General features: G+C 68.2%; 16 protein-coding genes. 7 read left to right on the top strand and 9 right to left on the bottom strand.

What is annotated here, in order from left to right; translation table 11 throughout:
* Window positions 1–253: 253 nt before the first annotated feature.
* A complete protein-coding gene (locus tag ATE62_RS20605) occupies window positions 254–2911 on the bottom strand; it encodes a TonB-dependent receptor (RefSeq protein WP_058806771.1) in 2658 nt (885 codons plus the stop codon).
* A 219-nt stretch (window positions 2912–3130) separates the two neighbouring features.
* On the bottom strand, window positions 3131–3649 hold the full coding sequence (locus tag ATE62_RS20610; protein ID WP_156420416.1) for a hypothetical protein: 519 nt from the start codon (window positions 3647–3649) through the stop codon (window positions 3131–3133).
* Between the two features lie 82 nt (window positions 3650–3731).
* Between ATE62_RS20610 and ATE62_RS20615 the strand changes: the two genes are divergently transcribed.
* On the top strand, window positions 3732–4574 hold the full coding sequence (locus tag ATE62_RS20615) for a glycoside hydrolase family 16 protein (protein WP_058806769.1): 843 nt from the start codon (window positions 3732–3734) through the stop codon (window positions 4572–4574).
* 75 nt (window positions 4575–4649) lie between these two features.
* On the opposite strand, the gene nagE is transcribed toward ATE62_RS20615, so the two are convergent.
* The 5 genes from nagE to ATE62_RS20640 form a co-directional block, all read right to left on the bottom strand.
* The gene (gene nagE / locus ATE62_RS20620) at window positions 4650–6323 is read right to left on the bottom strand and encodes an N-acetylglucosamine-specific PTS transporter subunit IIBC (RefSeq protein ID WP_058806768.1); all 1674 of its coding nucleotides are present in this window, start codon (window positions 6321–6323) and stop codon (window positions 4650–4652) included.
* Window positions 6320–8809 carry a phosphoenolpyruvate--protein phosphotransferase gene (ptsP, locus tag ATE62_RS20625; protein ID WP_058806767.1) on the bottom strand — a complete coding sequence of 830 codons (2490 nt, stop codon included), beginning with the start codon at window positions 8807–8809 and terminating at the stop codon, window positions 6320–6322. Before ptsP ends, nagE begins: the two co-directional genes overlap by 4 nt.
* Window positions 8810–8828: 19 nt before the next feature.
* On the bottom strand, window positions 8829–9992 hold the full coding sequence (gene nagA, locus ATE62_RS20630; protein ID WP_058806766.1) for an N-acetylglucosamine-6-phosphate deacetylase: 1164 nt from the start codon (window positions 9990–9992) through the stop codon (window positions 8829–8831).
* Window positions 9989–11026: an SIS domain-containing protein gene (locus ATE62_RS20635; RefSeq protein WP_058806765.1), complete on the bottom strand. Its 1038-nt coding sequence runs from the start codon at window positions 11024–11026 to the stop codon at window positions 9989–9991. Before ATE62_RS20635 ends, nagA begins: the two co-directional genes overlap by 4 nt.
* Before the next feature lie 102 nt (window positions 11027–11128).
* Window positions 11129–12205 (bottom strand): acyltransferase family protein, encoded by a 1077-nt coding sequence (locus ATE62_RS20640; RefSeq protein ID WP_058806764.1) that lies wholly within the window; start codon window positions 12203–12205, stop codon window positions 11129–11131.
* Window positions 12206–12420: 215 nt separating this feature from the next.
* Here ATE62_RS20640 and ATE62_RS20645 point away from each other — a divergent pair, with 215 nt between their 5' ends.
* From ATE62_RS20645 to ATE62_RS20660, 4 genes are all read left to right on the top strand, one after another.
* Window positions 12421–15588, top strand: coding sequence for a TonB-dependent receptor (locus tag ATE62_RS20645; RefSeq protein ID WP_058806763.1), 3168 nt, complete (start codon window positions 12421–12423; stop codon window positions 15586–15588).
* A gap of 65 nt (window positions 15589–15653) precedes the next feature.
* Window positions 15654–17162 (top strand): tryptophan halogenase family protein, encoded by a 1509-nt coding sequence (locus tag ATE62_RS20650; RefSeq protein WP_058806762.1) that lies wholly within the window; start codon window positions 15654–15656, stop codon window positions 17160–17162.
* Entirely contained in the window at window positions 17159–18616 is a 1458-nt protein-coding gene (locus tag ATE62_RS20655; protein WP_058806761.1) for a tryptophan 7-halogenase, read from the top strand. Before ATE62_RS20650 ends, ATE62_RS20655 begins: the two co-directional genes overlap by 4 nt.
* The gene (locus ATE62_RS20660; protein ID WP_058806760.1) at window positions 18613–20082 is read left to right on the top strand and encodes a tryptophan halogenase family protein; all 1470 of its coding nucleotides are present in this window, start codon (window positions 18613–18615) and stop codon (window positions 20080–20082) included. The genes ATE62_RS20655 and ATE62_RS20660 overlap by 4 nt, the downstream gene beginning before the upstream one ends.
* Here the strand turns inward: ATE62_RS20660 and ATE62_RS20665 are convergent.
* Both ATE62_RS20665 and ATE62_RS20670 read right to left on the bottom strand, forming a co-directional pair.
* On the bottom strand, window positions 20079–20816 hold the full coding sequence (locus ATE62_RS20665; protein WP_058806837.1) for a GntR family transcriptional regulator: 738 nt from the start codon (window positions 20814–20816) through the stop codon (window positions 20079–20081). The genes ATE62_RS20660 and ATE62_RS20665 overlap by 4 nt on opposite strands.
* Before the next feature lie 94 nt (window positions 20817–20910).
* Entirely contained in the window at window positions 20911–21957 is a 1047-nt protein-coding gene (locus ATE62_RS20670) for a glycosyl hydrolase family 18 protein (protein ID WP_156420415.1), read from the bottom strand.
* Between the two features lie 134 nt (window positions 21958–22091).
* Here ATE62_RS20670 and ATE62_RS20675 point away from each other — a divergent pair, with 134 nt between their 5' ends.
* Together ATE62_RS20675 and ATE62_RS20680 are read left to right on the top strand one after the other, a co-directional pair.
* On the top strand, window positions 22092–24620 hold the full coding sequence (locus ATE62_RS20675) for a family 20 glycosylhydrolase (RefSeq protein WP_231736352.1): 2529 nt from the start codon (window positions 22092–22094) through the stop codon (window positions 24618–24620).
* Window positions 24621–24815: 195 nt separating this feature from the next.
* A complete protein-coding gene (locus tag ATE62_RS20680) occupies window positions 24816–25826 on the top strand; it encodes a cupin-like domain-containing protein (RefSeq protein WP_082662943.1) in 1011 nt (336 codons plus the stop codon).
* Window positions 25827–25989: the final 163 nt, after the last annotated feature.

Raw genomic sequence — 25989 nt, forward strand, 5'->3', positions numbered from 1 at the left:
GCTTATGCTCTCTCCCCTTCAGGGGAGAGATACGCAGGCTTGGCAGCTTGCTGCCTAGCCGAAGTTGAGAGGGGTTTCCGCCCCGGCGGCTGGGCCCCTCTCCAAGCTTCGCTAGCTCCTGACGGAGCAAGCTGCGCTATCCTCTCCCCTGAAGGGGAGAGGGCTACAATATCCTCCCCCCAACAGAAAACCCGCCGCAACCCCGGTTTCCCGGGACCGCGGCGGGCCTCCTGCGACCACTCTCGGGGGTGGATCAGAATTTCGCGCGCACGCCGAAATAGAATTGCCGGCCATTGTCGTAGATCGCGCGCGGGCGCGCCGGGGTGCCCGAATATTGCTCGATCGACTCGTTGGTCAGGTTCACCGCGTCGGCGGTCAGCGCGATCTGGTCGGTCAGGTTGAAGCTGACCGACGCGTCCAGCGACGACAGCGCGGCCTGGTTCAGCGGCGCCGCCCGGTCGATGTCGATGAAGAATTTCGACCGGTAGTTGTACGACAGCCGCGCGCTGAACTGGTCGGTCTCGTAATAGCCGGTCAGGTTCAGCGAGTGCTTCGAATTGCCCGGGATCGGGTCGCCGTTGTTCGCCTTGGCGTCCGAATAGGTGTAGTTCACCATCGCGCCGAAACCGCCCCAGATCGGGCGCGACGCCTGGATTTCGAAGCCCTGGTTGCGCCCGCCCGCGCCGTTGCTGCGCCGGTTGATCTGATAGGGGCAGTTGAACAGGTTGGGATTGCCGCCGCCCGCCGCGACGCAGCCCGCGGGCTGCGACCCCGGCACGAACACGCCGGGCAGGACCTCGACCGAGGTCGTGTTGACGATATAGGACTGGATATCCTTGTAGAACAGCGCCAGCGCGACGATCGTCTCGCGGTCGGGATACCATTCGACCGACAGGTCGTACTGGTTGGCGCGATAGGGATCGAGGTTCGGATCGCCGCCGCGCCCGGTCAGCAGCGTGCCGTTGAGGTCGACGCCCGGGGTGATGTCGACGAAGTCGGGGCGGGTCACCGTCTTGCCCGCGCCGAAGCGCAGCACGACCTGGTCCGACAGGTCGACCGACAGGTTCGCGCTCGGCAGCACGTCGGTGTAGGAGCGCTTCGCGGTCGACGGGGTGAAACCGCCGAAGGGATTGGTAAACTGCGGGTTGGCGCCGCCGATGATGAAGCCTTCCGACGTCTGGTCGGTGCGGATCACGCGCACGCCGACATTGCCGCGCCACCCCTCGCCGCCGAATTTGGCGAGGCCGTAGCCGCCATAGGCCTTTTCGTTGATCGCGTAAGTGTTGCCCGGAACCAGGAAGCGGTCGGTGCCCGGCGCGGTCTGCGCCGCGTAAATGGCGCGCAGCTTGTCGGGATCGACGCGCCAATAGTCGGTGAGCGATCCCGGCGCGGCGATGCCGTCGAGGAAGTCGCCGGGCATGCCGCCGCCGGTCGCGAAATCGGCCGAGGTGCAGGGGACGCCGTTGCAGCGCAGCCCCGGCGTGAACACCCCGCCGTTGGTCGCGAAGCGATCGGCGACGCGGTCGTGGTCGGTAAATTTGACCCCGAATTTGAGCGCGGTCAGCGGCCCCCATTCGACCTCCTTCTCGAGGTCGAGGTAGACATATTTCTCCTCGTCGTCGTTGGTCACCGACTGGATGCGCGCAAAATCGGGGCGGATGCCCAGCGGATTGAGCGGATCGGGGCGCGTGAACTGCACCTCGGGCGTGCCGCTGCGCAGGTCGTAGCTGAACGCGCCGGGCCCCGCGAATTCGATGAAATTCTCGTTGCTCGTATCGCCGTTCGCCTTGGTCCAGCCGGCCTTCAGATGCACCGACAGGCTGTCGGTGGGGCGGTAGGTCAGGTCGAAGTCGGCCGAGACGGTCTTCGCCACCGCCTGGCGGTCGATCGCGTCATAGACGGTGCCGAAGCCCGCGGTGCCGCCGTTCAGCGAGGCGATATTGCCCGCGACCGCGACCCCGTCCTCGACCACCGCGCCGGTGATCGTGCCGCCGCCGGCCAGCGCCTGTTCGCCCCACGCGATGTAATTCTGGTTGAAATTGTCGGCGTTGAAGCGCGAATAGAGCCCGGTGATGTTGATCTCCAGCTCGTCCGACGGGCGGAACTGGATGCCGATATTGGCGCCGTAACGCTCGCGTTCCTGCTCGAACATCGTCGACCCGATCAAGGTCGGGACCAGCGCATTCTGCCCGCCGCCGACGGCGAAGGAGCGATAGCCGAACAGCTCGATGCCGTCGCGGCGCGTGCGCCGCTTCTGATAGATCGCGCCCACCAGCACGCCGAAGGTCTCGTCGGCGTTCTTCCAGCTCACCAGCCCCGACAGCTGCGGGTCGAGCTTGTCGGACAGGTCCGAATAGGCCGCCTGCGCCGATACCGACACGGTGAAGGGATCGAGGTCGAGCGGGTTGCGCGTGATCACGTTGATCGTGCCGCCGACCCCGCCTTCCTCGACATCGGCCTGCGGGCTCTTGTACACCTCGAGCCGGCCGACGATCTCGGCGGGCAGGGTGAGGTAGTTGAAGCTGCGCGTCGAGGCGACCTGGTCGAGGATGAACCAGTCGGCGGTCGCGACGCTGTGGCCGTTGAGCAAAGTCTTGGTCAGGTTCGGCGCGGTGCCGCGCAGCGACACGCGCTCGCCCTCGCCGAACTCGCGGTTGACGACGATGCCGGGGACGCGCTGCAGCGCCTCGGCGACATTCTTGTCGGGGAATTTGCCGATATCCTCGGCGCTGACCACGTCGGCGATCACCGACAGGTCGCGCTTGGCGTCGATCGACTGGCTCAGCGAGCCGCGATAGCCGGTGACGACGATTTCCTCGCCTTCGGCCGGCGCAGCCTCCTGCGCAAAGGCGGGGGCGGTGCAGGCGATGCTCGCGAGCACGCTCGCGGTCGCCAGAAATTTGTTGGACATGGCCACAGTCATTCTCCCTCTTTTGGTTTTATCGATGGTTTTGATTGGTATCATACTAAAAGTACCAATTCCATCGATTCACCGCAAGCGGAGAGTTTGGGCGGGGCATTTCGGCGCATTTTTCTATCGATTCGGCGGCGTTTTGACCCATTTTGGTATTGAAATGGTAATTAGCTGGCTAAGCATGTTCCGGTCGAGAGGCGCTGCCGCCGGCGGGACTCACTCCGCCTTCATCACGAAGGCCGGCCCCAGGTCGATCGTTCGCGCCTGGTCGCCCAAGGTCAGCGCGACATTCGCCGCGCCCGCGGCGTGATCGGCGGCGGCGATGCCCTTGATATGCACCAGCTTCCATTCGGGCCCGACGTCGACCCGCCCCGCGACGATCGGCGCATAGGGCGCGCTGTTTTGCTGGATCGCGGCGCCCAGCGTGCCGCCCTCGGCGCTGCGCACCCAGAAGGCGAGGATCAGCTTGTCGCCCTTGGCGATCGCCTTGTCGATCGGCACCGATGCGCCGACGTCCCAGGCATTGGCCGGCTTGGCCGGGATCGCGACGCGCATCGCGCTGCCGCCCTGCACCGCGCCGTCCTTGCGCGCCTTGTGCGTCTGGCCGGGGCCATAGACGTTCCAGCCCGCATTGGGCGTGTTGAGCATCGGCGGCGCGCTCGCCTCCTGCGCCGCGAGGGGCGCCGCGGCGAGGGCGATCAGGGCGGCAAACCAGGCTTCACGCAGCATCGACATCGCCATTCTCCCTTGGCAATCGCATGATCTTATGCGTACAAGTACGATATCAATCTAATACCAATTGTCGAGGGGAAAGCTTATGCTGCCGGGCGCCTTCGCCACCATCGGCCTTATCGCCGCGTTCACGACCGCACCCGCCGCCGCCCAGGAGCGAACCGGCGGCGGCTACGAACTCGTCTGGGCCGACGAATTCGACACCGACGGGCCGCCCGATCCGGCCAAATGGGTCTGGGACACCCACGCCAACAAGATCGGCTGGTACAACAAGGAGCTGCAATATTATGCCGCCGACCGCCCCGAGAACGCCCGTGTCGAGGGCGGCCGCCTGATCATCACCGCACGCCGCGAGACGCTATCCGACCGCGCCGACCATGGCGGGCAGGGCTATAGCTCCGCGCGCCTCATCACCAAGGGCAAGGCCGAATTCACCTACGGCCTGATCGAGGTCCGCGCCAAATTGCCGTGCGGCAAGGGCAGCTGGCCTGCGATCTGGACGCTCGGCGCCACCGCGCCCTGGCCCGACGGCGGCGAGATCGACATCATGGAGCATGTCGGCGCGACGCCGGGCGACATCTTCGGCACGATCCACAACCGCTCGACGGCCGGCACCTTCGGCAACGGCGGCAAGACCCGCGTCGACGACGCCTGCACCGCCTTCCACGACTATCAGCTGCTCTGGACCCCGCGCGAGATCCGCTTCGCGGTCGATGGCAAGCCCTATCACCGCTACGCCAACGCCGGCACGGGCAGCGAGCAATGGCCCTTCGACCAGCCGCACTATCTGCTGCTCAACCTCGCGATCGGCGGCGCGATGGGCGGCGAAGTCGACGATACGATCTTCCCGGCGCGCTTCGAGATCGAGCATGTCCGCGTCTACCGCCAGGCGGTCCGCGGCGCGGCGCCCACGACCACCCCCGAATGAGCGCGGCGGCGCGGCTCTAGTCCATTTCGAGCCGCGCCGCCGCTTCCACGACCTCTGGGAAGACGAGGCGGGAACCTAGTTCAGGATATGGAGGACATCGGTGCCGGTCCACGCGACGCCGCGGCTCGCCGCCGCCAGCGCGGCTTCGTCGACCAGCGCCGGATCGACGACTTCCGCCCGTGCACGGCCGCTGAGCGCGCGCGCGCTCCGCACATTGCCCGCACCGCCGAGCGCCGCGACCACCGCGTCTGGCAAAGCGGCCTCGGCCGCCGCCACCGGCGCCGCCACCGCCGCAATCGCCTTGCCGCCGCCCGCCAGCGCGCCGCGGATCTCCTCGGCGACCAGGTCGGCGACCGGCCCCAGCACCACCTGCGCGGCGTTGGCCGACGGCCGGATGATCCCGCGCGCGCCGAGCGCGGTCAGCGCCGCCTCGTCGACCCGGTCCTGGTCGGCGACGATCAGCCGCAGCCGCGTCGTGCACGCATCGACGCTCGACAGATTGCTTGGGCCCCCGAGCGCCGCGACAAAGGCCTCGCCGCGCGCGCTCCCCGCCGAGGCGGTCGCCGCCTCGGCGACCTCGCCCTTCTCGCGCCCCGGTGTCGCGAGGTCGAAGCGGCGGATGAAGAAGCGGAACAGCCCGTAATAGACCCCGGCATAGGCCGCGCCCACGGGCAGCAGCATCCATGGCCGCGTCGCGAGGCTGAAATTGAGCACATAGTCGAACAGCCCCGCCGAAAAACCGAAGCCCAGCTTGACGTCGAGCGCGTTCATCAGCGCCATCGACGCCCCCGTCAGCAGCGCGTGGATGCCGTAAAGCAGCGGCGCGACGAACATGAAGCTGAACTCGATCGGCTCGGTCACTCCGGTCAGGAAGCTGGTGAAGGCGAGGCTGAAGAGCATGCCGCCGACCGCCTTCTTCCGCTCGGGCCGCGCCTCGTGATACATGGCGAGGCACGCCGCGGGCAGGCCGAACATCATCACCGGGAAAAATCCCGACATGAAGGCGCCCGCGTCCGGATCGCCCGCGAAGAAGCGCCCGAGGTCGCCCGTCGCACCGCCGAAATCCCCGACCACGAACCACGCGGCATTGTTGATGATATGGTGCAGCCCGGTGACGATCAGCAGGCGGTTGAGCACGCCATAAATGAACAGCCCGATGTTGCCGCTCTCGACGACGGTCCGGCTCGCCGCTTCGATCGCCCCGCTGATATGCGCATAACCATAGCCGATGATCGCCGCGAGCAGCAGCCCGGCGACGCTGCTGGCGATTGGGACAAAGCGGCGCCCGCCGAAAAAGGCGAGATATTCGGGCAGCGAAATCGTCGCGAAGCGATTATAGAAATTGCCCGCGATCAACCCCGAAAAAATGCCGATTGGGACCTGCAGCTTGTCGATCTGGCTGATCGCCCAGTTCTTTGCCGCCAGCGCTGCCGCCGCCTCGGGCAATCCCGCGCCGATATCGGGCGGCGCGACGAGGAAGGTCTGCGCGCCGGTCACGGTCACCAGATAACAGGTGACCCCGGCGAGCGCCGCCGCGCCATTCCCGTCGCGCGCGAAACCGACCGCGACGCCGATCGCGAACAGGATTCCCAGATGGGCAAAGATCGCCGATCCTGCCGCCGACATGAAGGCGATGCCGAGCAGGTCGTTGTCGCCGATGCGCAAGAGCAGGCCAGCGATCGGCAGCACCGCGATCGGCAGCATCAGCGCGCGGCCGAGCGGCTGCAGCGTCTCGAGTATCTTCCTCATGCCCCCGCTCCTCCGAATTGCCGCGCCAGCGCGCGCACTTCTGCTGCCGACGTACAGGCCAAAGCGCGCGCCGCATGCGCCCGCGCCGCCTCGATCGTCACCCCGCGGACGATCGCCTTCGCCTCGGCGACGAAGCCTGGCACCGCCGAAATCTCGGTCACCCCCAGCCCGACCAGGATCGGCAGCGCTGCGGGATCGGACGCGAGTCCGCCGCACACGCCGACCCAGGTCGCGCGCGTCGCGGCGAGCCGGCACGTCTCGCCGATCATCCGCAAGACGGCAGGGTGCAGCGCGTCGACCCCGGCGGCGACCGCCGGATTGCCGCGGTCCATCGCGAGCACATATTGGGTGAGGTCGTTGGTCCCGATCGACAGGAAGTCGGCCTCGGCGGCGAGCAGGTCGGCGGTCATCGCCGCCGCGGGCGTCTCGACCATCGCGCCGACCTGGACCGCCTCGGCGATCCCCATCTCGCCGCGCAGCCTTTCGACCGTCGCGCGCACCGCGACCAGCTCGGCGACGCTCGCGACCATCGGCACCATGATCCTGCACTGGCCCATCGGCTGCACGCGCAATATCGCGCGCAGCTGCGTCTCGAGCAGGCCCGGATGCGCCAGCCCGACGCGAATGCCGCGTTGCCCCAGCGCCGGATTCTCCTCGGCCGCGAACGGAATATAGGCCGCGGGCTTGTCGCCGCCGATGTCGAGCAGGCGGACGATCACCGGCTTGCCCGCCAGCGCGTCAGCGATGCCCTGATAGGCGGCGAGCTGCTCCTCCTCCGACGGCGCGCTGTCGCGCCCCAGGAACAGGAATTCGCTGCGCACCAGCCCCGATCCCTCGGCGCCCTGCGCCGCGGCGAGGACCGCATCCTCGACCGTGCCGATATTGGCGAAGACCTCGATCCGTACCCCGTCGGCGCTGTGGCAGGCGTCGGCCGCCGCCGCCTGCGCCGCCGCGCGCCGCGCATCGCGCGCCGCGACCCGCGCGGCAAAGGCGGCCGCTGCATCGGCATCCGGATCGACCGTGACATGCCCCGCCTCGGCATCGAGCAGCAGCATCGCGCCATCGGCGAGGCCATCCAGCGCCTCGCCCATCGCCACCAGCGCCGGCAATCCCATGCCCGCGCACAGGATCGCGACGTGCGAGGTCGGCCCGCCGCGCACCAGCGCGACCCCCGCCAGCCCGCTCGCCGCCAGCGTCACCAGCTGCGACGGCAGCAGGTCGTCGGCGACCAGCACCGAACCCGCCGCAATCGCATCGGCCTCGGCGGGCGCGCCGCTCAGCACCAGCAGCAACTGCCGCTCGATATCGATCAGGTCTTCGATCCGCTCGATCAGATGCGCATTGCCCGTCGCGCGCAGCGCGTCGATCTGGTCGTGCACCGCGCCGCGCCACGCGAACCCCGCGCTCGCGCCCTCGGCGATACGCCTTTCGGCGCCCGCCAGCAGTTCCGGATCGTCGAGCAAGGCCAGATGCGCCGCCATCACCGCGGCGACGCTGCCGCCCGCGCTTTCGGCGCGCGCCGCGATCCGCCCGCGCACCTCGTTGCGCGTCGCAATCAGCGCCGCGCGTTCCTCGACCGCGCCGGTGCCCTCGCGCGCCACCGCGATCTCGGCGCGCTGCAATCTGGCCGCAGGCCCCATCGCCAGCCCCGGTGCGGCGATCACCCCGCCGATCTGCCCCTCGGCGAGCGCCGCCATCGGCGCCGCCGCGGGGGCAGGGGCGGCGGGCGCCCCTTCGCCCATGTCGCTCCCCAGCAGCGCCACGATCGCCGCCAGCGCCGCCTCGGCATCGTCGCCGCGCGCCTGCACCGTCACTTCGTCGCCGAAGCGCGTACCGAGTGCGAGCAAAGCGACCGTGCTCCGCGCATCGCCGCGCTTCTCGCCGTGCACCAGATGCACATCCGCCTCATACCCACGCGCCGCCTCGCCGATCCGCGCCGCCGGGCGTGCATGGATGCCGTGCGGCAGCGACAGCGTCACCGCCTGCTCGACCAGCGTGCCGTCGTCCGAGCGCCGCCGCGCCTCGGCGGCAACGGGGGCGAGCACCATCAGCGCCTCGCACGCGCCCACCGCGACGTCGATGCTGCGCTTCACGATGGTGAACGCCTCGGCATTGGTGACGATCACCGGCGTGATCAGGCTCGGCGCCGCGATCGCGATCGCGTCCATGTCGAAGCGGATCAGCGGATCGCCGCGCGCCACCCGGTCGCCCGCCTTTACGAGCGGCTCGAACCCCTTGCCCTTCAGCGTGACGGTATCGAGCCCGATATGGATGAGCAGTTCGGCGCCCTCGGGGCTGCGTAGTGCGACCGCATGGCCCGATGTGTGGAGCGTCGTCACCTCGCCGTCGCACGGCGCGACGACGGTGTCGCCCAGCGGCTCGATCGCGACCCCGTCGCCCATCATCCGCTGGGCGAACACCGGATCGGGAACCTGATCGAGCGCCGACGCCCAACCCCTGAGCGGCGAGGTGATGATCAGGCTCATCGGCTAATTCCTCTTATGTTTATTGTGCGGCCTGGACGAGGGACGGCGCGGATGCGACGGGCGTGCCGCCGATCCATGTTTCGCGTGGGCCGAGCTTGCTGTCGAGCCACACGAAATCGGCGCGGCGCCCCGGCGCGATCGCGCCATGGCTGTCCGACAGCGCCAGGAAAGCCGCGGGTGTCGCGCTTGCCATGATCGCCGCCTCCTCGACCGCCAGCCCGGTAACCTCGACCGTCTTGCGCAGCGCCGACGCCATGTCGAGATGCGTGCCCGCCAGCGTGCCGTCCTCGAAGATGCACACGCCGTCCTTCACCGCGATCCGCTTGCCCTGCAGCGTGAACTCGCTGTCGTCGGTGCCGACGCTCGGCATCGCGTCGGTGACCAGCATGATCCGCTCGAGCCCCTTGGCCTTGACCGCCAGCCGCACCACCGCGGGGTGCAGGTGGACGTCGTCGACGATCAGCCCGCAATAGCAATCCGAATCGAACGCCGCGCCGACCGCGCCGGGATTGCGGTGGTGCAGCGGCGACATCGCGTTGAACAAATGGGTGAAACCGCTGAGTCCCGCGGCGATCGCGCGCTCGGCCTCGTCATAGGTCGCGTCGCTGTGCCCCGCGCTGACGATCACGCCGTGCCGGACCAATGTCGCGATATCCTCGGCGTCGCACAGCTCGGGCGCCAGCGTCAGCATCACCTTCCCGCGCCGCGGCGCGGTCAGCAGCGTCAGCATCGCGTCGTCGAGCTTGCGGATGCGGTGCGCCTCGTGGATGCCGCGCTTCACCTCGTTGATGAACGGCCCCTCGATATGGATGCCGACGACGCCGGGCACCCCCGCCTCGATTGCGGCGTCGACCGCCGCCAGCGCCGAGGCGATCTGCTCGGCGGTGTCGCTGATCAGGGTCGGCAGGAAGGCGGTGGTGCCGAAGCGCGCATGCGCCTCGCCGATCGCCGCGATCGATTCGACGTCGACATGGTCGTTGAACAATATGCCGCCGCCGCCGTTGACCTGCGTGTCGACGAAGCCGGGGAGCAGCCAGCCGCCCTCGAGGTCGATCACGCGATCCGCGCTACCGGTCTCGTCGCTGTGAACGGCGGCGATGGCGCCGTCGGTCACGGCGATGTCCGCCGCGTCGACGAGGCCGCCCGGCAGCGCGACGCGGCCGTTGTGAAAGCGAAACATCATATCGTCTCGGTAACCTTGTTGAGGTGCGGGGGCGAGTCGGGGTTGCGGCCCCGCGCGATCGCCAGCCCGCTCGCCATGCGATAAAAGCTCTGGATCAGCAGGATCGGCTCGATCGCCGGATGCGCGGCGATCGCGGGCAGGTCGCCGCCGGCCGGATCGGCGAGCAGCACCGTCGCGCCGCGCCCGCGAAATTCCGCCGCCGCCTCGCGCACGCTCTCCGCCGCGCGGTCGCTGCCGCCGAACGCCAGCACATGGAATGCATCGCCGACGATCGCCATCGGCCCGTGGCGCACCTCGGCGGCGCTGAAGCTTTCGGCGTGCAGCGACGAGGTTTCCTTGAACTTGAGCGCCGCTTCCTGCGCGACGCCATAACCATAGCCGCGCCCGAGCACGAACAGGTTCTGCGCGTCGGCGAAAGCGGGGATCGCCGCCGACCAGTCGAGCGCGAAGGCTTCTGCCAGCTCGCCGGGCAGGGCGGTGAGCGCCTCACCCAGCGCGTCATCCTCGGCCCAGGCCGCGACCAGCGCCGCGATGGCGGCGAGCGAAGCGATATAGGATTTGGTCGCCGCGACCGACTTTTCGGGGGCGGCCTTCAGTGCGATCACGACGTCGGCGAGTGCGCAGAGCGGCGCATCCTCCGCGTTGAGCAGCGCGACCACGAAAGCGCCGGCCTTTTTCTGCGCCTCGACCGCGGCGAGCAAATCGGGGCTCTTGCCCGACTGCGAGATCGCGAGGCACAGCCGCGCGCCGGCCAGCGTCGGCGCATCGTATAGCGAGGCGACCGACAGCGCCGCCGACGCGGTCGGCGTGCCCGTCATCGTCTCGATCAGATATTTGGCATAGGTCGCGGCATGGTCCGACGATCCGCGCGCGCAGGTCACCACGGCGGCCGGCGGCGCCGCGCGCAGCCGCGTCCCGATCGTCGCGAATGCCGCGGCATTGGCGGCCAGCATCGCCGCGACCGCGGCGGCCGCCTGACCGGCTTCGGCCGCCATCAGCGTCGTGGGAACCTCAATCGCGCTGTGCCGCGTCATCGTCTCGTTCGACTCCCAATCGGACGGGGCACTTCATCCGTCCCCTGTATTGGTACTATATAGGTTATATATGTCTCATCAAGAGGTATCTTCGCTCGGCCATCAGATTTTGATGAACCAGCGCTTCCGCCGCAGCCATTCCATCGCCGCCCAGATGAAGATCATGTAGAAAAGCACCGGAATCAGCGACGCGACCGGATCGCCCAGCGCCTCGCGCGTCGCGCGGAAGGGGGTCAGGAACAGGTCCCATGTCACCATGCCCGCGGTCACCTGGTGCAGCGTATAGGCCGCGATGGCATTGGCCCCGAACGCCAGCATCGCGGTCGCCGCGATTCCCGGCTTCCGCCCCTCGCGGTCGAGCAGATGGTGCAGCGCCGCCAGCGCCAGCACCGTGACCCCGCTGGTGACCAGCACGAAGCTGCTCGACCAGATATCCTTGACGATCGGGAAAGCGAGGCTCCACGCGCCGCCGACCGCCAGCATCGCCGCGCCCGCCATCGCCAGCTGCCGCGTCGCGGCGCCCTGGCGGCGAATCAGGAGCTCGCCGATCGCCACGCCGATCAGCCCCTGCGCGATCGCCGGCAGCGTCCCCAATATTCCCTCGGGATCATAGCCTTCGGGCCCCTGCACATAGAGGTGCGGGCCGAGCAGCATACGGTCGACCGACGCGACGAAATTATGCCCGCGCACCCAGATATCGGTCGCGAGCCCATCGAGCGAGGGCAGCAGCGCGAGCGGCCAATAAAGCGCGAGGATCGCCACGATCAGCCCCATCCGCAGCCTTGGCCCGGTCGCGAGGAACAGCAAGGCGCAGGCCGCATAGACCAGCCCGATTCGCTGCAAGACCCCGAACAACCGCCACTCGCCCGACGCGAAGCTCTGGAACCAGTAGAGGTTGCTCAGCAGGAACCCCAGCAGCAGCAGCCGCCCCGCGCGCGCCAGTATCCGCCCCGTCTGCGGATCGCCGCCGGCGCGCAGCGAAAAGGGGATCGCGATCCCGACCATCGTCAGGAATCCGGGGAAAACCAGGTCGGCGAGCGTCAGCCCGTCCCAGCTCACATGCAGCAGGATCGGCGCGACATCGGCTTCGGCGCCATATTTCATGCCCGCCGCCGAGTTGACGAGGATCATCCCCGCCACGGTCAGCCCGCGCAACACGTCGAGCGAAATCAGGCGCATCGCGCTTCCTCCCCGTCTGGCCGCACCCCCGCGGCGGTTTTCCGCGCGCTGCCACAAATTTGCAATGGACAGCGCGTTGGATTTGTAGTCTATTGGTAATAGTCCAATGACGCAATTGGTCTTATAAAGATTGTGGGGAAGCAATCGCGACGGGACCGAGTGGGGGATAAAATATGGTTGATGGGGCTGCAAAAACCGCCGGGAATCGTGGGAAATTGCTGCAGGGTATCTGCGTCGCCGCGCTCGCGGGGGCGATCACCTTGCCGGCCGCGGCGCAGGAGGCGCCGACCGATTCGACCGACGAGAATCCCGACGACATCGTCGTCACCGGCATTCGCGCCAACCTCGAATCGGCCCAGAACCGCAAGCGCAACGCCGACACCGTCGTCGACTCGATCACGGCGGAAGACATCGGCTCCTTCCCCGACAAGTCGGTCGCCGAAGCGCTGCAGCGCGTCCCCGGCATCACCGTCGTCCGCTTCGCGGGCACCGACGACACCTCGCACTTCTCCGCGGAACCCTCGGGCGTCATCGTCCGCGGCCTCAGCCAGGTCCGCTCCGAATTCAACGGCCGCGACACCTTCAGCGCCAACTCGTCGCGCGGCCTGTCGTGGCAGGACATCTCGCCCGAACTGCTGGGCGGCATCGACACCTACAAGAACCAGACCGCCGACATGATCGAGGGCGGCATCGCGGGCACGGTGAACCTGCGCACGCGCGTCCCCTTCGACCAGGACGGCCGCCTGATCTCGATCTCGGTCAAGAACACCTATGGCGACATCGCCAAGAAATCGACGCCCGAAATCTCGGGCATCGTCTCCGACCGCTGGGAAACCGGCATCGGCGAGATCGGGCTGATGCTCAACGGCGCCTATGCGCATTCGAAGACCGCGAGCCAGGGCATCCAGTTCGACCGCATGGCGATCTTCGACGGCGTCTTCGGCCCCGGCAAGCAGTATATCCCCAGCGGCATCTACATGCGCGACAACGAGTACGACCGCAAACGCTACGGCATTTCGGCGGCCTTCCAGTGGCGCTCGCTCGACGGCGACATGGAACTCACCGGCCAGTATCTCCGCTCGCAGTACAACAACAGCTGGCGCGAGCATGCGATCTATTCGAGCGCGTTCAGCATCTACGGCCAGCCCAGCGACTATGTCGTCACCGACCCGACGCTGGTGAACCCCCTGCAGGGTACCGCGCCCTTTGCCTTCGACGAAGAGGGCAATTTCCTCTCGGGCTGGTGGTCGGCGCCGCGTCCCTATGTGGGCGAGGGCAACGACAATCTCGGCCTCGGCGTGAACGAGGATGGCGAGGCCTTCTTCAACCGCTGCTACGCGTGGGAAGGCTGCACCAACCCGCAGCGCGCGCCGCAGGTCGACACCGCCGCCAACGCGCTCAAGAACAAGCAGATCACCCAGGATTTCGGGCTCAAGTTCCGCTGGGACATGACCGACAATCTGCGCGTCACGCTCGACGGCCAATATGTCGACGCCAGCGTCAGCAACTACAACGCGTCGGTCACCGCGCGCACCTTCGCCAACACCTATGTCGACCTGACCGGCAAATATCCGCGGCTCGAATTCCAGCCGACCACCGCCGACAACATCAACCTCGCCAACGGCGGGCTGACCAATCCGAACAATTATTTCTATTATGCGGTCACCGACCACACCGAGGACAGCGACGGCAAGGAAGTCGCGCTGCGCGCCGACGTCGAATATGATGTCGATTCGGGCTGGCTCGACGCGATCAAGGTTGGCGCGCGCTACGCCGACCGCGACCAGACGGTGCGCTGGGGCGCCTACAACTGGGCGAATATCTCGAACACCTGGACCTATACCCAGGCGCCCTATTTCAACATCGACCGTCCCGTCTATGCGCCCGGCAGCAACGGCATCCACAGCTTCGGCGGCGATTTCTTCGCGGGCAACCAGATCAACCACCACGCCTTCGCCTTCTTCAACATGGACCTGCTCGCCAACCGCGAATCGCTCGCGGCGACGCTGGGCCGGCCGTCGATCGGCGTCGGCGACTATTTCCCGGTCTGCTCGGGCGCGGGCTACCGCGGCGCCGAGACGATCGAGCAGGCCTATGGTTGCTATTTCCCGAGCGAGGTCCACCGCGTCAGCGAGCGCACCGTGTCGACCTATGCGATGGCCAAGTTCGGCGGCAACGACGGCCTCAGCATCGGCGGTGTCGGCATCTCCGGCAATATCGGCGTCCGGCTGATCTGGACGCGCGACGATACCGAGGGCGCGACGACCTTCGCGACGCCCTTCACGCCGACCCAGCTCACCTGCGACCGCGCGGTCGTCGACGGCCGCCCCACCGCGACCGCGGGCTGCGTCGTCACGCCCGCCGAGATCGCGTTCAACAATGGCGCGACGGTGGGCGATACGACCAAGGTCAACCATTTCCACGCGCTGCCCAGCTTCAACATCAAGTTCGACCTGTCGGAAAAGCTGGTGTCGCGCTTCGCCTATTCGCGGGCGATGTCGCGTCCCGACTTCGGGCTGCTGCGCAACTTCCTGACGATCAACCGCCTGTCGCCCAACCTCAACGACTTCTCCGACCCCAATGTGACGCGCAACGCGGCGGGCGAGGCGATCGCCTACGACTGGCAATATACCGGCCAGTCGGGCAATCCGGGGCTGAAGCCGATGACGGCGGACCAGTTCGACCTGACGCTCGAATATTATTTCGGCGCCTCGAGCTCGTTTACCGCGACGGGTTTCTACAAGAAATTCTACGATTATATCCAGGCGGGCCAGTTCAACCTCGAGGTCACGAACAATGGCGTGACCGAGGATGTCCGCGTCAACCGCCCGGTCAACGGCGACGGCGCCGAAATCTATGGCGCCGAATTCGCCTTCCAGACCTTCTTCGACTTCCTGCCGGCGCCGTTCGACGGCTTCGGCGTCCAGGCCAACTACACCTATGTGAAGAACAAGGGGATCGACACGGTCAACCTGACCAACGAGACCGCGGGCGGCACCGCGGGCGGCGGCCTCACCTTCGAGAACAGCACGGTCAAGCCGAACGCGCTCGAGGGCATTTCGAAGCACAGCTACAATATCGTCGGCATGTACGAAAAGGGCCAGGTGTCGGCGCGCGTCGCCTATAACTGGCGCTCCAAATATCTCGTGACCGCGATCGACTGCTGCGTCGGCTTGCCGATCTGGCAGAAGAGCACGGGCTATCTCGACGCCTCCTTCCGCCTCCGCGCGACGAAGAACGTCGAATTCGTGCTCGAGGCGACCAATTTGCTCGGCACCGACACCGTGCTGTTCCAGCAGGTCGACTCGACCGGGCTGCTCAAGCGCAACGCCTGGTTCAAGAACGACCGCCGCTATCAGCTCGGCGCGCGCCTGACCTTCTAAAAAACGGGGGAACCGGCGCCACTCTTCGGGGTGGCGCCGGTCTCGCGCTGCGTTAGGGTAGGGCAATGGAAGGCGAACCCTTCAACCTGGTGATCGTCGGCGGCGGGACCGCCGGCTGGATGTGCGCCGCCGCCTGCGCGGCCAAGCTCGATCCCGCGCTCTATCGCGTGCGCCTGATCGAATCCGAGGAGATCGGCACCGTCGGCGTCGGCGAGGCGACGCTGCCGCAGATGAAGGATTTCAACGACTTCCTCGGCCTCGACGAAGTCGAATTCATGCAAGCGACGCAGGCGAGCTTCAAGCTCGGCATCGAATTCGTGAACTGGGGGCGGCAGGGCGACCGCTACGTCCACCCCTTCGGCACCTTCGGCCGCCCGATCGGCGAGGGTGATTTCTTCAGCTATTGGGTGAGGGCGCATAACGCCGGGCAGGCCGCACCGCTCTTCGACTATTGTTTCCCGATCGTCGCGGCGCTGCAGAACCGCTTCATGCTGCCCAATGGCGATAAAAACGACGTCCGCAACGCCTTCGCCTACGCCTATCACCTCGATGCCTTCCTCTACGCGCGTTACCTGCGCCGCTGGGCCGAGGCGCGCGGGATCGCGCGCGTCGAGGGGCGCATCGTCGACGTCGAGCGCGATGGCCGATCGGGCAAGGTCGCCGCGGTGACGCTCGCCTCGGGCACCAAAGTCGCGGGCGACATGTTCGTCGACTGCTCGGGTTTCCGCTCGCTGCTGCTGGGCGGCACGCTCGGGGTCGAGCTCGAGGACTGGTCGCGCTGGCTCCCCTGCGACAGCGCGCAGGCGGTGCCCTCGGTGCGCTCGCCCGACTTCACCCCCTACACCCGCTCGACCCGCCGCCCCGCGGGCTGGCAGTGGCGCATCCCGCTCCAGCACCGCACCGGCAACGGCTATGTCTATTCCAGCGCCGACATTTCGGACGACGAGGCGGCTGCCACATTGCTCGCCAACCTCGACGGCGAGGCGCTCGCCGAACCGCGCGTCTTGCGCTTCAAGGCGGGCAAGCGCGAACAGGCCTGGGCGCAGAATGTCGTCGGCATGGGGCTCGCGGGCGGCTTCCTCGAACCCTTGGAATCGACGAGCATCTATCTCGTGCAGATGGCGATCATGCACATGCTGACGCTGCTGCCGCCGGGCGCCGATATCGACCCCGCGCTGCCCGCCGAGTTCAACCGCGTGATGGACGTCGAGTACGACCGCATCCGCGACTTCCTGATCCTCCATTATATCGCCAACGACGCCGACGCGCCCTTGTGGGAGCGCGTCACGACGATGGACGTCCCCGACAGCCTCGCGGGCAAGATCGACCGCTTCCGCCACCGCGCGCACGTCCAGGCCTATCGCGACGGCCTGTTCGGCCCGCCCAGCTGGCAGGCGGTGTTCGTCGGGCAGGGGGTGGTGCCGCACGCCGCCGACCGCCTCGCCGACATGCTTCCGGGCGACCAGCTGGCCGAGCGGCTCGCGGGGCTCCACGCGACCATCGCGCGCGGTGCGGCCTCGGCGCCGCTCCACGCCGACTTCGTCGCGCATTATTGTCCGGCGCCCGCGCCATGAGCGGCGCGGTGCAGCGGGTCGTCGTCCACGGCGGCGGCATCGCCGCGCCGATGGCGGCGCTCGCGATCGCGCGCGCCTATGCGCGACTCGGTGTCGAAGTCGCCTGGGCGGACACCGGCGAGGCGCCCGCACCGCACAGCGCGCTCGTCGCGCCGTCCGATCTTGCGACCTTCCACCGCCTGCTCGGCATCGACGATAAAGCGCTCACGGCTAACGCCGCCGCGACGCTCAACATGGGCCAGCAATTCGCCGGCTGGTCGGGCGGCGACAGCGCCTTCCTCCACGCTTATGGCGACGCGGGCAGCGCCTATGCCGACCTGCCCTTCGTCCAGCACTGGAGCCGCGCGCGCGCCGCCGGGCTGCGCGTCGCGCTCGAGGATTTCAGCCTCGCCGCCGCCGCCGCCAAGGAAGGCCGCACCGGCGCGCCCGACAAGCCCGCGACGCGGCAGGCGGTCAAGGCGGGCTGGCACCTCGACGCCGCGGGCTATGCCGCGCTGCTCCGGACGGGCTGCGAAAGTTCAGGCGTGCGGATCGTCGCGGCAGCCAGCGCGACCCCGCAGATCGCGAACGGCCGCATCGCCGCGCTCGATATCGATGGCGAAACGCTGAGCGCCGATCTCTTCGTCGACACCGACGGCAAGCTGGTCGACGCGCTCGACCCTAGCGCCGTCACGCCCGGCCGCCCTTGGCGCGACCGGCTGCTCCGCGCTTCGGCGCCGCCCTTCGGCCCGCTGCCGCTCTACAGCCGCGTCGCCGCGCACGCCGCGGGCTGGCTCACCCTTGTCCCGCTCGCCGACCGCACCGCGCTCGAATTCCACTACGACAGCCGCCACCTCGCCGACGCCGACGCGCCCGCGATGCTCGCCGCGCTCACCGGGCAAAAGCTCGAAGCCGTGCTCGAACCCGTCGCCGCGACCGCGCGCGCGCGCCTCTGGACCGGCAACGCCATCGCGCTCGGCCGCGCCGCGGGCAGCGCGCCGCCGCTCGACAGCGCCGAATTGCTGCTGCTCCAGCTGTCGATCGCCCAGCTCGTCCTGCTCTGGCCGCTGGCCGCCGCGGACATGCCCGAGGCCGATATCTACAACGAGGAGGTCGGCGGCACCTGGAGCCGCGTGCGCGACTTCACCGCACAGCATTTCCGGCTGAACACCCGCAGCGAGCCTTTCTGGGCCGACGCGCGCGCCGCACCGGTCTCGCCCGAACTCGCCGCCAAGATCGACCTCTTCGCCGCGCGCGGCCTATTCGCGCATTTCAACCACGAGGCGCATGTCGAGGACGGCTGGGCGCTCGTCATGGCGGGGCATGGCATCGTCCCGCGCGGCTTCGATCCACAGGCGCTGCGCGTCGAGGACCAAGCGCTGATGGCCGAATTCCAGCGCCAGCTCCGCGCCGTCGCGACCGACGTCCGCGCGATGGAAAGCCACGCCGACGCGCTCGGGCGGCTGCGCGCGTGATCCGCCGCATCGTCATCGTCGGCGGCGGCAGCGCGGGCTGGATGACCGCCGCCGCCTTCGGCCGCGCGCTGTCGCCGCAGACGCATAAGATCACCCTCGTCGAAAGCGAGGCGATCGGCACCGTCGGGGTGGGCGAGGCGACCGTGCCGCCGATCCACGAATTCAACCGCTTCCTGCGTATCGAAACCGCCGATTTCCTCCGCGCGACGCACGGCACGATCAAGCTCGGCATCCGGTTCGAGGGCTGGGGCGGGGTGGGGCACAGCTATTTCCACCCCTTCGGCTATCTCGGGATCGAGATGGCGGGCATCCATTTCCACCACCACTGGCTTCGCCACCTGGCGGAGGGCGGCGATGCGGACCATGGCCCGTACAATCTCGAAACCATGGCCGCACGCGCCGGCCGCTTCGCCCCCGCGACGCGCCACGGCCCCGTCCACCACGCGGTCCAGTTCGACGCCGCCGCCTATGCGCAATATCTCCGCGCCTATGCCGAGGCGAAGGGCGTCACGCGCGTCGAGGGCAAAGTCGCCGACGTGCAATTGCGCAGCGAGGACGGCCACATAAGCGCGCTCACCCTCGACGACGGCCGCACCATCGAGGGCGATTTCTTCATCGACTGCTCGGGCTTCCGCGGCCTGCTCATCGAGGGCGCGCTCGAAACCGGCTATACCTCGTGGCAGCACTGGCTGCCCTGCGACAGCGCGGTTGCCATGCCCTGCGCCCGAAGCGGCGACCCGATGCCCTACACCGTCTCGACCGCGCGCGAGGCGGGGTGGCAATGGTCCATCCCGCTCCAGCACCGCGACGGCAACGGCTATGTCTATTCGAGCGCGCATCTCGCCCACGACGAGGCCGAAGCGCTGCTTCGCAGCCGCCTCCCCGGCGAAGCGCTCGCCGACGCCAATCGCCTGCGCTTCGTCGCGGGCCACCGCAACGCGATATGGAACCGCAACTGCGTCGCGATCGGCCTCGCGGGCGGCTTCCTCGAACCCTTGGAATCGACCTCGATCCACCTGATCCAGACGACGATCATCCGCCTGCTGTCGCTGCTCCCGCGCGACGCGATCGACCCCAATGTCGTCGCCCGCTTCAACCGCGACGCGCTCCACGAATATGCCACGATCCGCGACTTCGTGATCGCCCACTACGCCACCGCCAACCGCACCGACACCGGCTTCTGGCGCGACGTCGCCGCCGCCGGCGTCCCCGACAGCCTCGCCGAGCGCATCGCGGCCTTCCGCGCCACCGGCAACATCCTCTTCGAGCCCGGCGACCTCTTCGGCCCGACCAACTGGTACGCGGTGCTGACGGGGCAGGGGGTGCACCCCCAGAGCCACCACCCGATCGCCGACACGCTCCCCGCGGGCGAGTTCGCGAAACGCCTCGCGATCCTGCGCACCCGCGTCGCCGAGCAGCTCGCCGAACTGCCCCCGCACGCCGATTTCTTGAGAAGCCTAGGCTAGCCGTTCAATTCCGCGACGACGTCATACGCGTCGCCGCGATAATAACTCTGCGTATATTCGGCGGTCCGCCCGTCGGCCAGGAACCCGCGCCGCTCGATAAACAGCCCCGGCATCCCCGGCTCGATCCCCAGCACCTCGGCCTGCTCGGGCGAAAAGGCGATCGCGCGCAGCCGCTGCAGCGCGCGTACCGGCAAATGCCCCGCGGCCTCCAGCGCCTCATAGAGCGAATTGCCCACCGCCTCGACCGACGGCAGGCAGTAAGCCGGGATCGTCGCATATTCGAGCGCCATCGACGTGTCGTCGGCATAGCGGATGCGGTGGAAACGATAGACCAAAGACCCCGGCGACAGCCCCAGCGACAGCGCCTCCTCGGGGGTCACCGCGCCCTCGGTCTTGCTCACCCATTTGCTGTAGGGCTTGCGCCCGCGCGAGATCATATCCTCCGAGAAGCTCGTCAGCTTCGAGAAGCTCTTCTCGACCCGCGGCCGCGTCACGAAGGTCCCAGCGCCGCGCCGCCGCGCGACCAGCCCGTCGCCGACCAGCCCGTCGATCGCCTTGCGCACCGTGATGCGCGACACGTCGAACTCCTCGGCCAGGTCGCGCTCGGTCGGGATCGCCTCGTCGGCCTTGACGACCTGCCCCTCGATCGCGTCGCGCAGGATCTTCTGCAATTGCAGATAGAGCGGGGTCGGGTCCTCCTTCTGGAGCGGACCCACATGTTCGATCAGCGACACGGACGACATCCCCCACAACGACGTGCCGGCCGATAGGACCAGCGCTCCCGCCCCATGTGTTGCATTGGTATGCTCGCGTCAACCTTGTTGCGATCTATTCGCGCGAAATCCCGCGCCGGATCGCGCGCGTCAGCGCATGGTCGGGGCTGTCCTGCGACAATTCCCACACCATCACGCCGCCCGCCTTTTCCGCCGCGAGCCGCGCCTTGGCCTCGATCGTCGCGGGGCCGTTGTGGGTGATATAGCGCCCCCCGGCACGGCGGTCGCCGATCACATCGGCTTTGGTAGCATCCACGCCGCGCGCCGCGACCAGGTCGCGATAGGACCAATTCGCCGCCTCGCCGCCGAAGCCATAGCCATAGAAGGGCACCCCCAGCACCAGCCGCTCGCGCTTCACCCCGCGCGCCAGCCACAGGTCGAGATCGCGCTTCGCCATCGCGAGCGTCGAATGCTCGTCCCCCGACTGACCCCAGCTCGGCCCGATCGCGTCGTAGGACATCACATTGACCAGGTCGAAATAAGCGATCGACCCGACCGGAATCATCCCGCCCTCATAGGAGGCGGTGGCGCAGGTCAGCAGCTTGCCGCGCGCCTTCAATTCCTTCGACAGCGCCGCGATGAACGGCACATAGTCGCCCGCCTTGTCGATCTGGGTCAGCAACCCGCCCTCGATATCGATGTCGATCCCGTCGAGCCCCAGTGTCTCCGCGAGCCCCACCAGCGCCGCCACCGTCGTCTCGCGCCGCGCGGGCGTCAGCAGTTCCGCCCAGTCGCCCGAGCAGCCCGGAATCACGCCGCCCGCGGTCGACAGCAGCACCTTGCCCCCCGCCGCCTTCAACCGCGCGACCGATGCCCGTACCGCCTCGACCGTCATGTTCGCGCCGTCGGCCCCGCCCATGCACGTCATCACGCCGCCCCGCACGAACACCCCCTCGGCGTCGGGATTGGCGAAGGACAGGTTGTAATGCGTATAGGCGCTGAGGTCGGTGCGATCGATCGACAGCTCGAGCCCCTTGAACGCCGCGAGATAGCCGACGACAACGGGCTTGTCCGCGCGCGCCGCGGCCGGAGTCGCCGATAGGACTAATATGAAACCAATTATCGCCGCTGCCATGCGCCGAAAGGCCGAATTTCCGAGCATCCGCTATTTCTCCCCTGAAAGCCGCCGATTGGAAAGGCGTTGACCGTCGCCACATGACATGACAAATTAGATACAAATTGTCGAGCGGGAGAATGGATATGCGGGTTGCGGCCAAAGCGATTGGTGTCACGGCGATGGCGGCCGCCCTGATGGTTGCGGCACCCGCGCATGCCGCACCGGCCCCCGCGCAGGCCGCGCTCGACCGCTTCGCCGACACGCTCGGCTACACCCTGACGATGGTCGACAACGGCCCCGATTGTCCCGCCGGGATCGACGGCTGCTTCCTCACCACGATCACGCTGACCGTCCCCGAAACCGTCCCCGCCGACCTCAAGCCATTCTCGCTCTACTTCAGCTTCGTCAACCGCCTGCCCAAGGTCGAAAGCGACATCTTCGACCACAGACTGGTCAACGGCGACCTCCAGCAATTGACGCTGAAACCCGGCGTCACCCTCAAGCCCGGCGCCAAGCACGAGATCAAGCTCTGGGGCGTCGGCTCGAACTTTTCGAAGGCGTTCGGCATGCCCAACGCCTATCTCGTCGCCGATGGCCTGCAGGCGCGCACCATCGCCGCGACGCGCCCGGTCATCGACCCCGACACCGGGCTCGAAACCCTGCCCTTCGTCGCGCCGATGACCGACGAGGCGAAGCTCGCGGTCAAGAGCGACGCCGACAAGACGCGCTGGCTCACCGCCGAGCGCGCCTACGACCTCCAGGCCGCACGCCCGACCGCCGCCGCAACCGGCATCGTCATCCTGCCAGCCCCCGCCAAGGCCACGCAAACCAAGGGCCAGCCCGTCGACCTCACCGCCGGCGTCGCGCTCAGCGTCGAGGGCGCCGACCGCGCCGCGCTCGCCCCCGCCGTCGCCGCGCTCGCCAGCGTGGGCGTCCCCGACACCGGCAAGCTCCCGCTCACCATCCGCATCGGCGCGCCGTCGCTCGCGCCCGAGGGCTATACGCTCGACGTCGCCGCCAAGGGCGTGACCATCGCCGCAAAGGACGTCGCCGGCGCGAACAACGCGCTCCGCTCGCTCGCCCAGCAGGCGGCGTTCGAAAAGGGCAGGGTGACCCCGCTTCACGTCGAGGACGCGCCGCTTTATCCCTATCGCGGCCTCCACCTCGACCTCGGCCGCAATTTCCACGGCCGCGACCAGATCTTGAAGCTCGTCGAGGCGATGGCTGCGTACAAGCTCAACAAGCTCCACCTCCACCTCGCCGAAGACGAGGGCTGGCGCATCGAGATCCCCGCGCTCCCCGAACTCGCCGAGATCGGCTCGAAACGCTGCCACGATCCGTCGGAACGGACCTGCATCCTGCCCCAGCTCGGCGCCGGCCCCGACGGCACCGGCGGCGTGAACGGCTATCTCACCACCGCCGACTATGTCGCGATCGTCCAGGCGGCCGCGGCGCGTCAGATCGAGGTCATCCCGTCGATCGACATGCCCGGCCACAGCCGCGCGGCGATCAAGGCGATGGAACTGCGCCACGCGCGCCTCGCCGCCGCGGGCAAGAAGGCGGAGGCCGACGCCTATCGGCTGATCGACCCCGCCGACACCACCGACTATCGCAGCATCCAGAATTATAACGACAACACGCTCAACGTCTGCCTGCCCGCGACCTATCGCTTCGTCGATACGGTGGTCGACGCGCTCGCCGACATGCACCGCCAGGCGGGCGTGCCCTTGAAGACCTTCCACCTCGGCGCCGACGAGACCGCGGGCGCCTGGGTCAACTCGCCCGCCTGCAAGGCGATGATCGCCGAAAACGGCGGCAAGGCGGGCGAACTCACCCCACGCTTCATCGAACGCGTCACCGCCAGCCTTGCCGCCAAGGGCCTGCGCGCTGGCGGCTGGAGCGACGGCATGGGGCATACAAAGGCCGCCAGCATGCCGAAGGACGTCCAGACCAATATCTGGGGCGTGCTCCACACCGGCGCGATCCGCGAGGCGCACGACCAGATGAACCGCGGCTGGTTGACCGTGCTCTCGATCCCCGACCTCGGCTATTTCGACATGCCCTATGCGCCGCATCCCGACGAAGGCGGTTACGACTGGGCCTCGCGCGGGGTCGACGTGCATCAGGTGTTCGGCTTCATGCCCGACAATCTCCCCGCCAATGCCGCGACGATCCGCAACACCCATGCCGAGGGCGCGCCGATCGAGGACAAGCCGCTCCTCGAACCCGGCCACCGCGTCGCGGGCGTGCAGGCGCAGCTCTGGAGCGAGACGATCCGCACCGACGCGCAGGTCGACTATATGCTCTTCCCGCGCCTGCTCGCGCTCGCCGAGCGCGGCTGGAGTGCGGCGCCCTGGACCCCCGCCTATCGGGCGGGCGCCAGCTACCAATGGGCCGACAGCCGTGTCGACGCGGGCAAGCTCGCCGCGGGCTGGTCGAATTTCGCGGGCCGCGTCGCGGCGCAATTCCCGCTGCTCGACAAGATGGGCGTCGCCTACCGCGTCGCGCCGCCGGGCGCGCGCATCGCGAACGGCAAGCTCGAGGCGAACAGCGAATTCCCCGGCACAGCAATCGAATATCGCCCCGCGGGCGACGTCTGGACGCGCTACGCCGGCCCCGTGGCGGTGACCGGCGCGGTCGAACTGCGCACCCGCTCCGCCGACGGCAAGCGCGCCAGCCGCACGGTCCGGGTCGAGCCGGGGAAGTAGCGGCGAGCGGTTGGGAGCGCGCGGGCCAAATCGCGACCATCCCCATCTTCCGTTCGTGCTGAGCTTGTCGAAGCACCGTCCTTTTCTTGCGTCACAGGAAGAACGGCCCTTCGACAAGCTCAGGGCGAACGGTGTAGGTGGTGGCGCTGAGCGCTATTTCAGCGGCGATTTGGATATCATCGGGATGAAGTCGAAGTGACGGAGCAGACGGTCGAAGAAAAGGACCCCGGCAACCCCGCCGTCATCGCCGAGGCGGTCGCCGCTGCCGAGCGTCCCTTCGTCGTCCGCGGCCTCGCATCGCACTGGCCCGCCGTCGCCGCGGCAGCCCAAGGCGACGACACCATCGCCGCCTACCTGTCAGCGCGCGACAACGGCAAGCCGCTCACCGTCCTCGTCGGCCCGCCCGAAACCGGCGGCCGCTATTTCTACACCGACGACATGCGCGGGGTGAATTTCCGCAGCGAAAAAATGCCGATGCGCGCGCTCGTCGAACGGCTGCTCGCGCTGCGCAGCGACCCCGCGCCCGCGACGCTCTACGCCGGCTCGACCCCGACCGCCGACAGCGTCGCGAGCTTCGCCGCCGAAAATCCGCTCCCGATCGACACCGGCGTGCCGCCGCGCATCTGGGTCGGCAACGCCAGCCGCATCGCGCCGCATTACGACATGGCGTCGAACATCGCGGTTGTCGTCGCGGGCCGCCGCCGCTTCTCGCTCTTCCCGCCCGAGCAGATTGCGAACCTCTATGTCGGCCCGGTCGACCGCACGATCGCCGGCCAACCGACCAGCCTCGTCGACCCCGATCACCCCGACCTGACCCGCTTCCCGCTCTACGAAGAGGCCGCGCGCCACAAGCTGGTCGCCGACCTCGCCCCCGGCGACGCGCTCTTCATGCCGCCGATGTGGTGGCACCATGTGCGCAGCAGCGGCGCGCTCAACGTCCTCGTCAACTACTGGTTCGGCCAGCGCGCCGACCGCTTTCCCTTCGCCGCATTGATGCTCGCGATGCACTCGATCCGCGAACTGCCCGAGGCCGAGCGCGCCGCGTGGCGCACCTGGTTCGACCATTATGTCTTCGGCGAAGGCGCAGCCGGCGCCGTCGCGCACCTCCCCCCGCATGCGCAAGGCGTCCTCGGCCCCCCATCGCCCCAGCGCGACCGGATGATCGTCGACTATGTCATCGGCATGTGCCGGGGCGGGGGGAGCTAGTTTTCGGGCGATGAGCTTGTTTCCCCTCCCGCAGGCGGGACGGGCAGCGAGACTTACGAGCTTGCTCGTTAGTCGCAGCGGGGTGGGCAGACCGCAACGCTGCTGGCCCACCCCCAACCCCTCCCGCCTGCGGGAGGGGAGATATACGCCAGCGCTATCCCCC

The organism is Sphingopyxis sp. HIX, assembly GCF_001468285.1.
Taxonomy (GTDB): domain Bacteria; phylum Pseudomonadota; class Alphaproteobacteria; order Sphingomonadales; family Sphingomonadaceae; genus Sphingopyxis.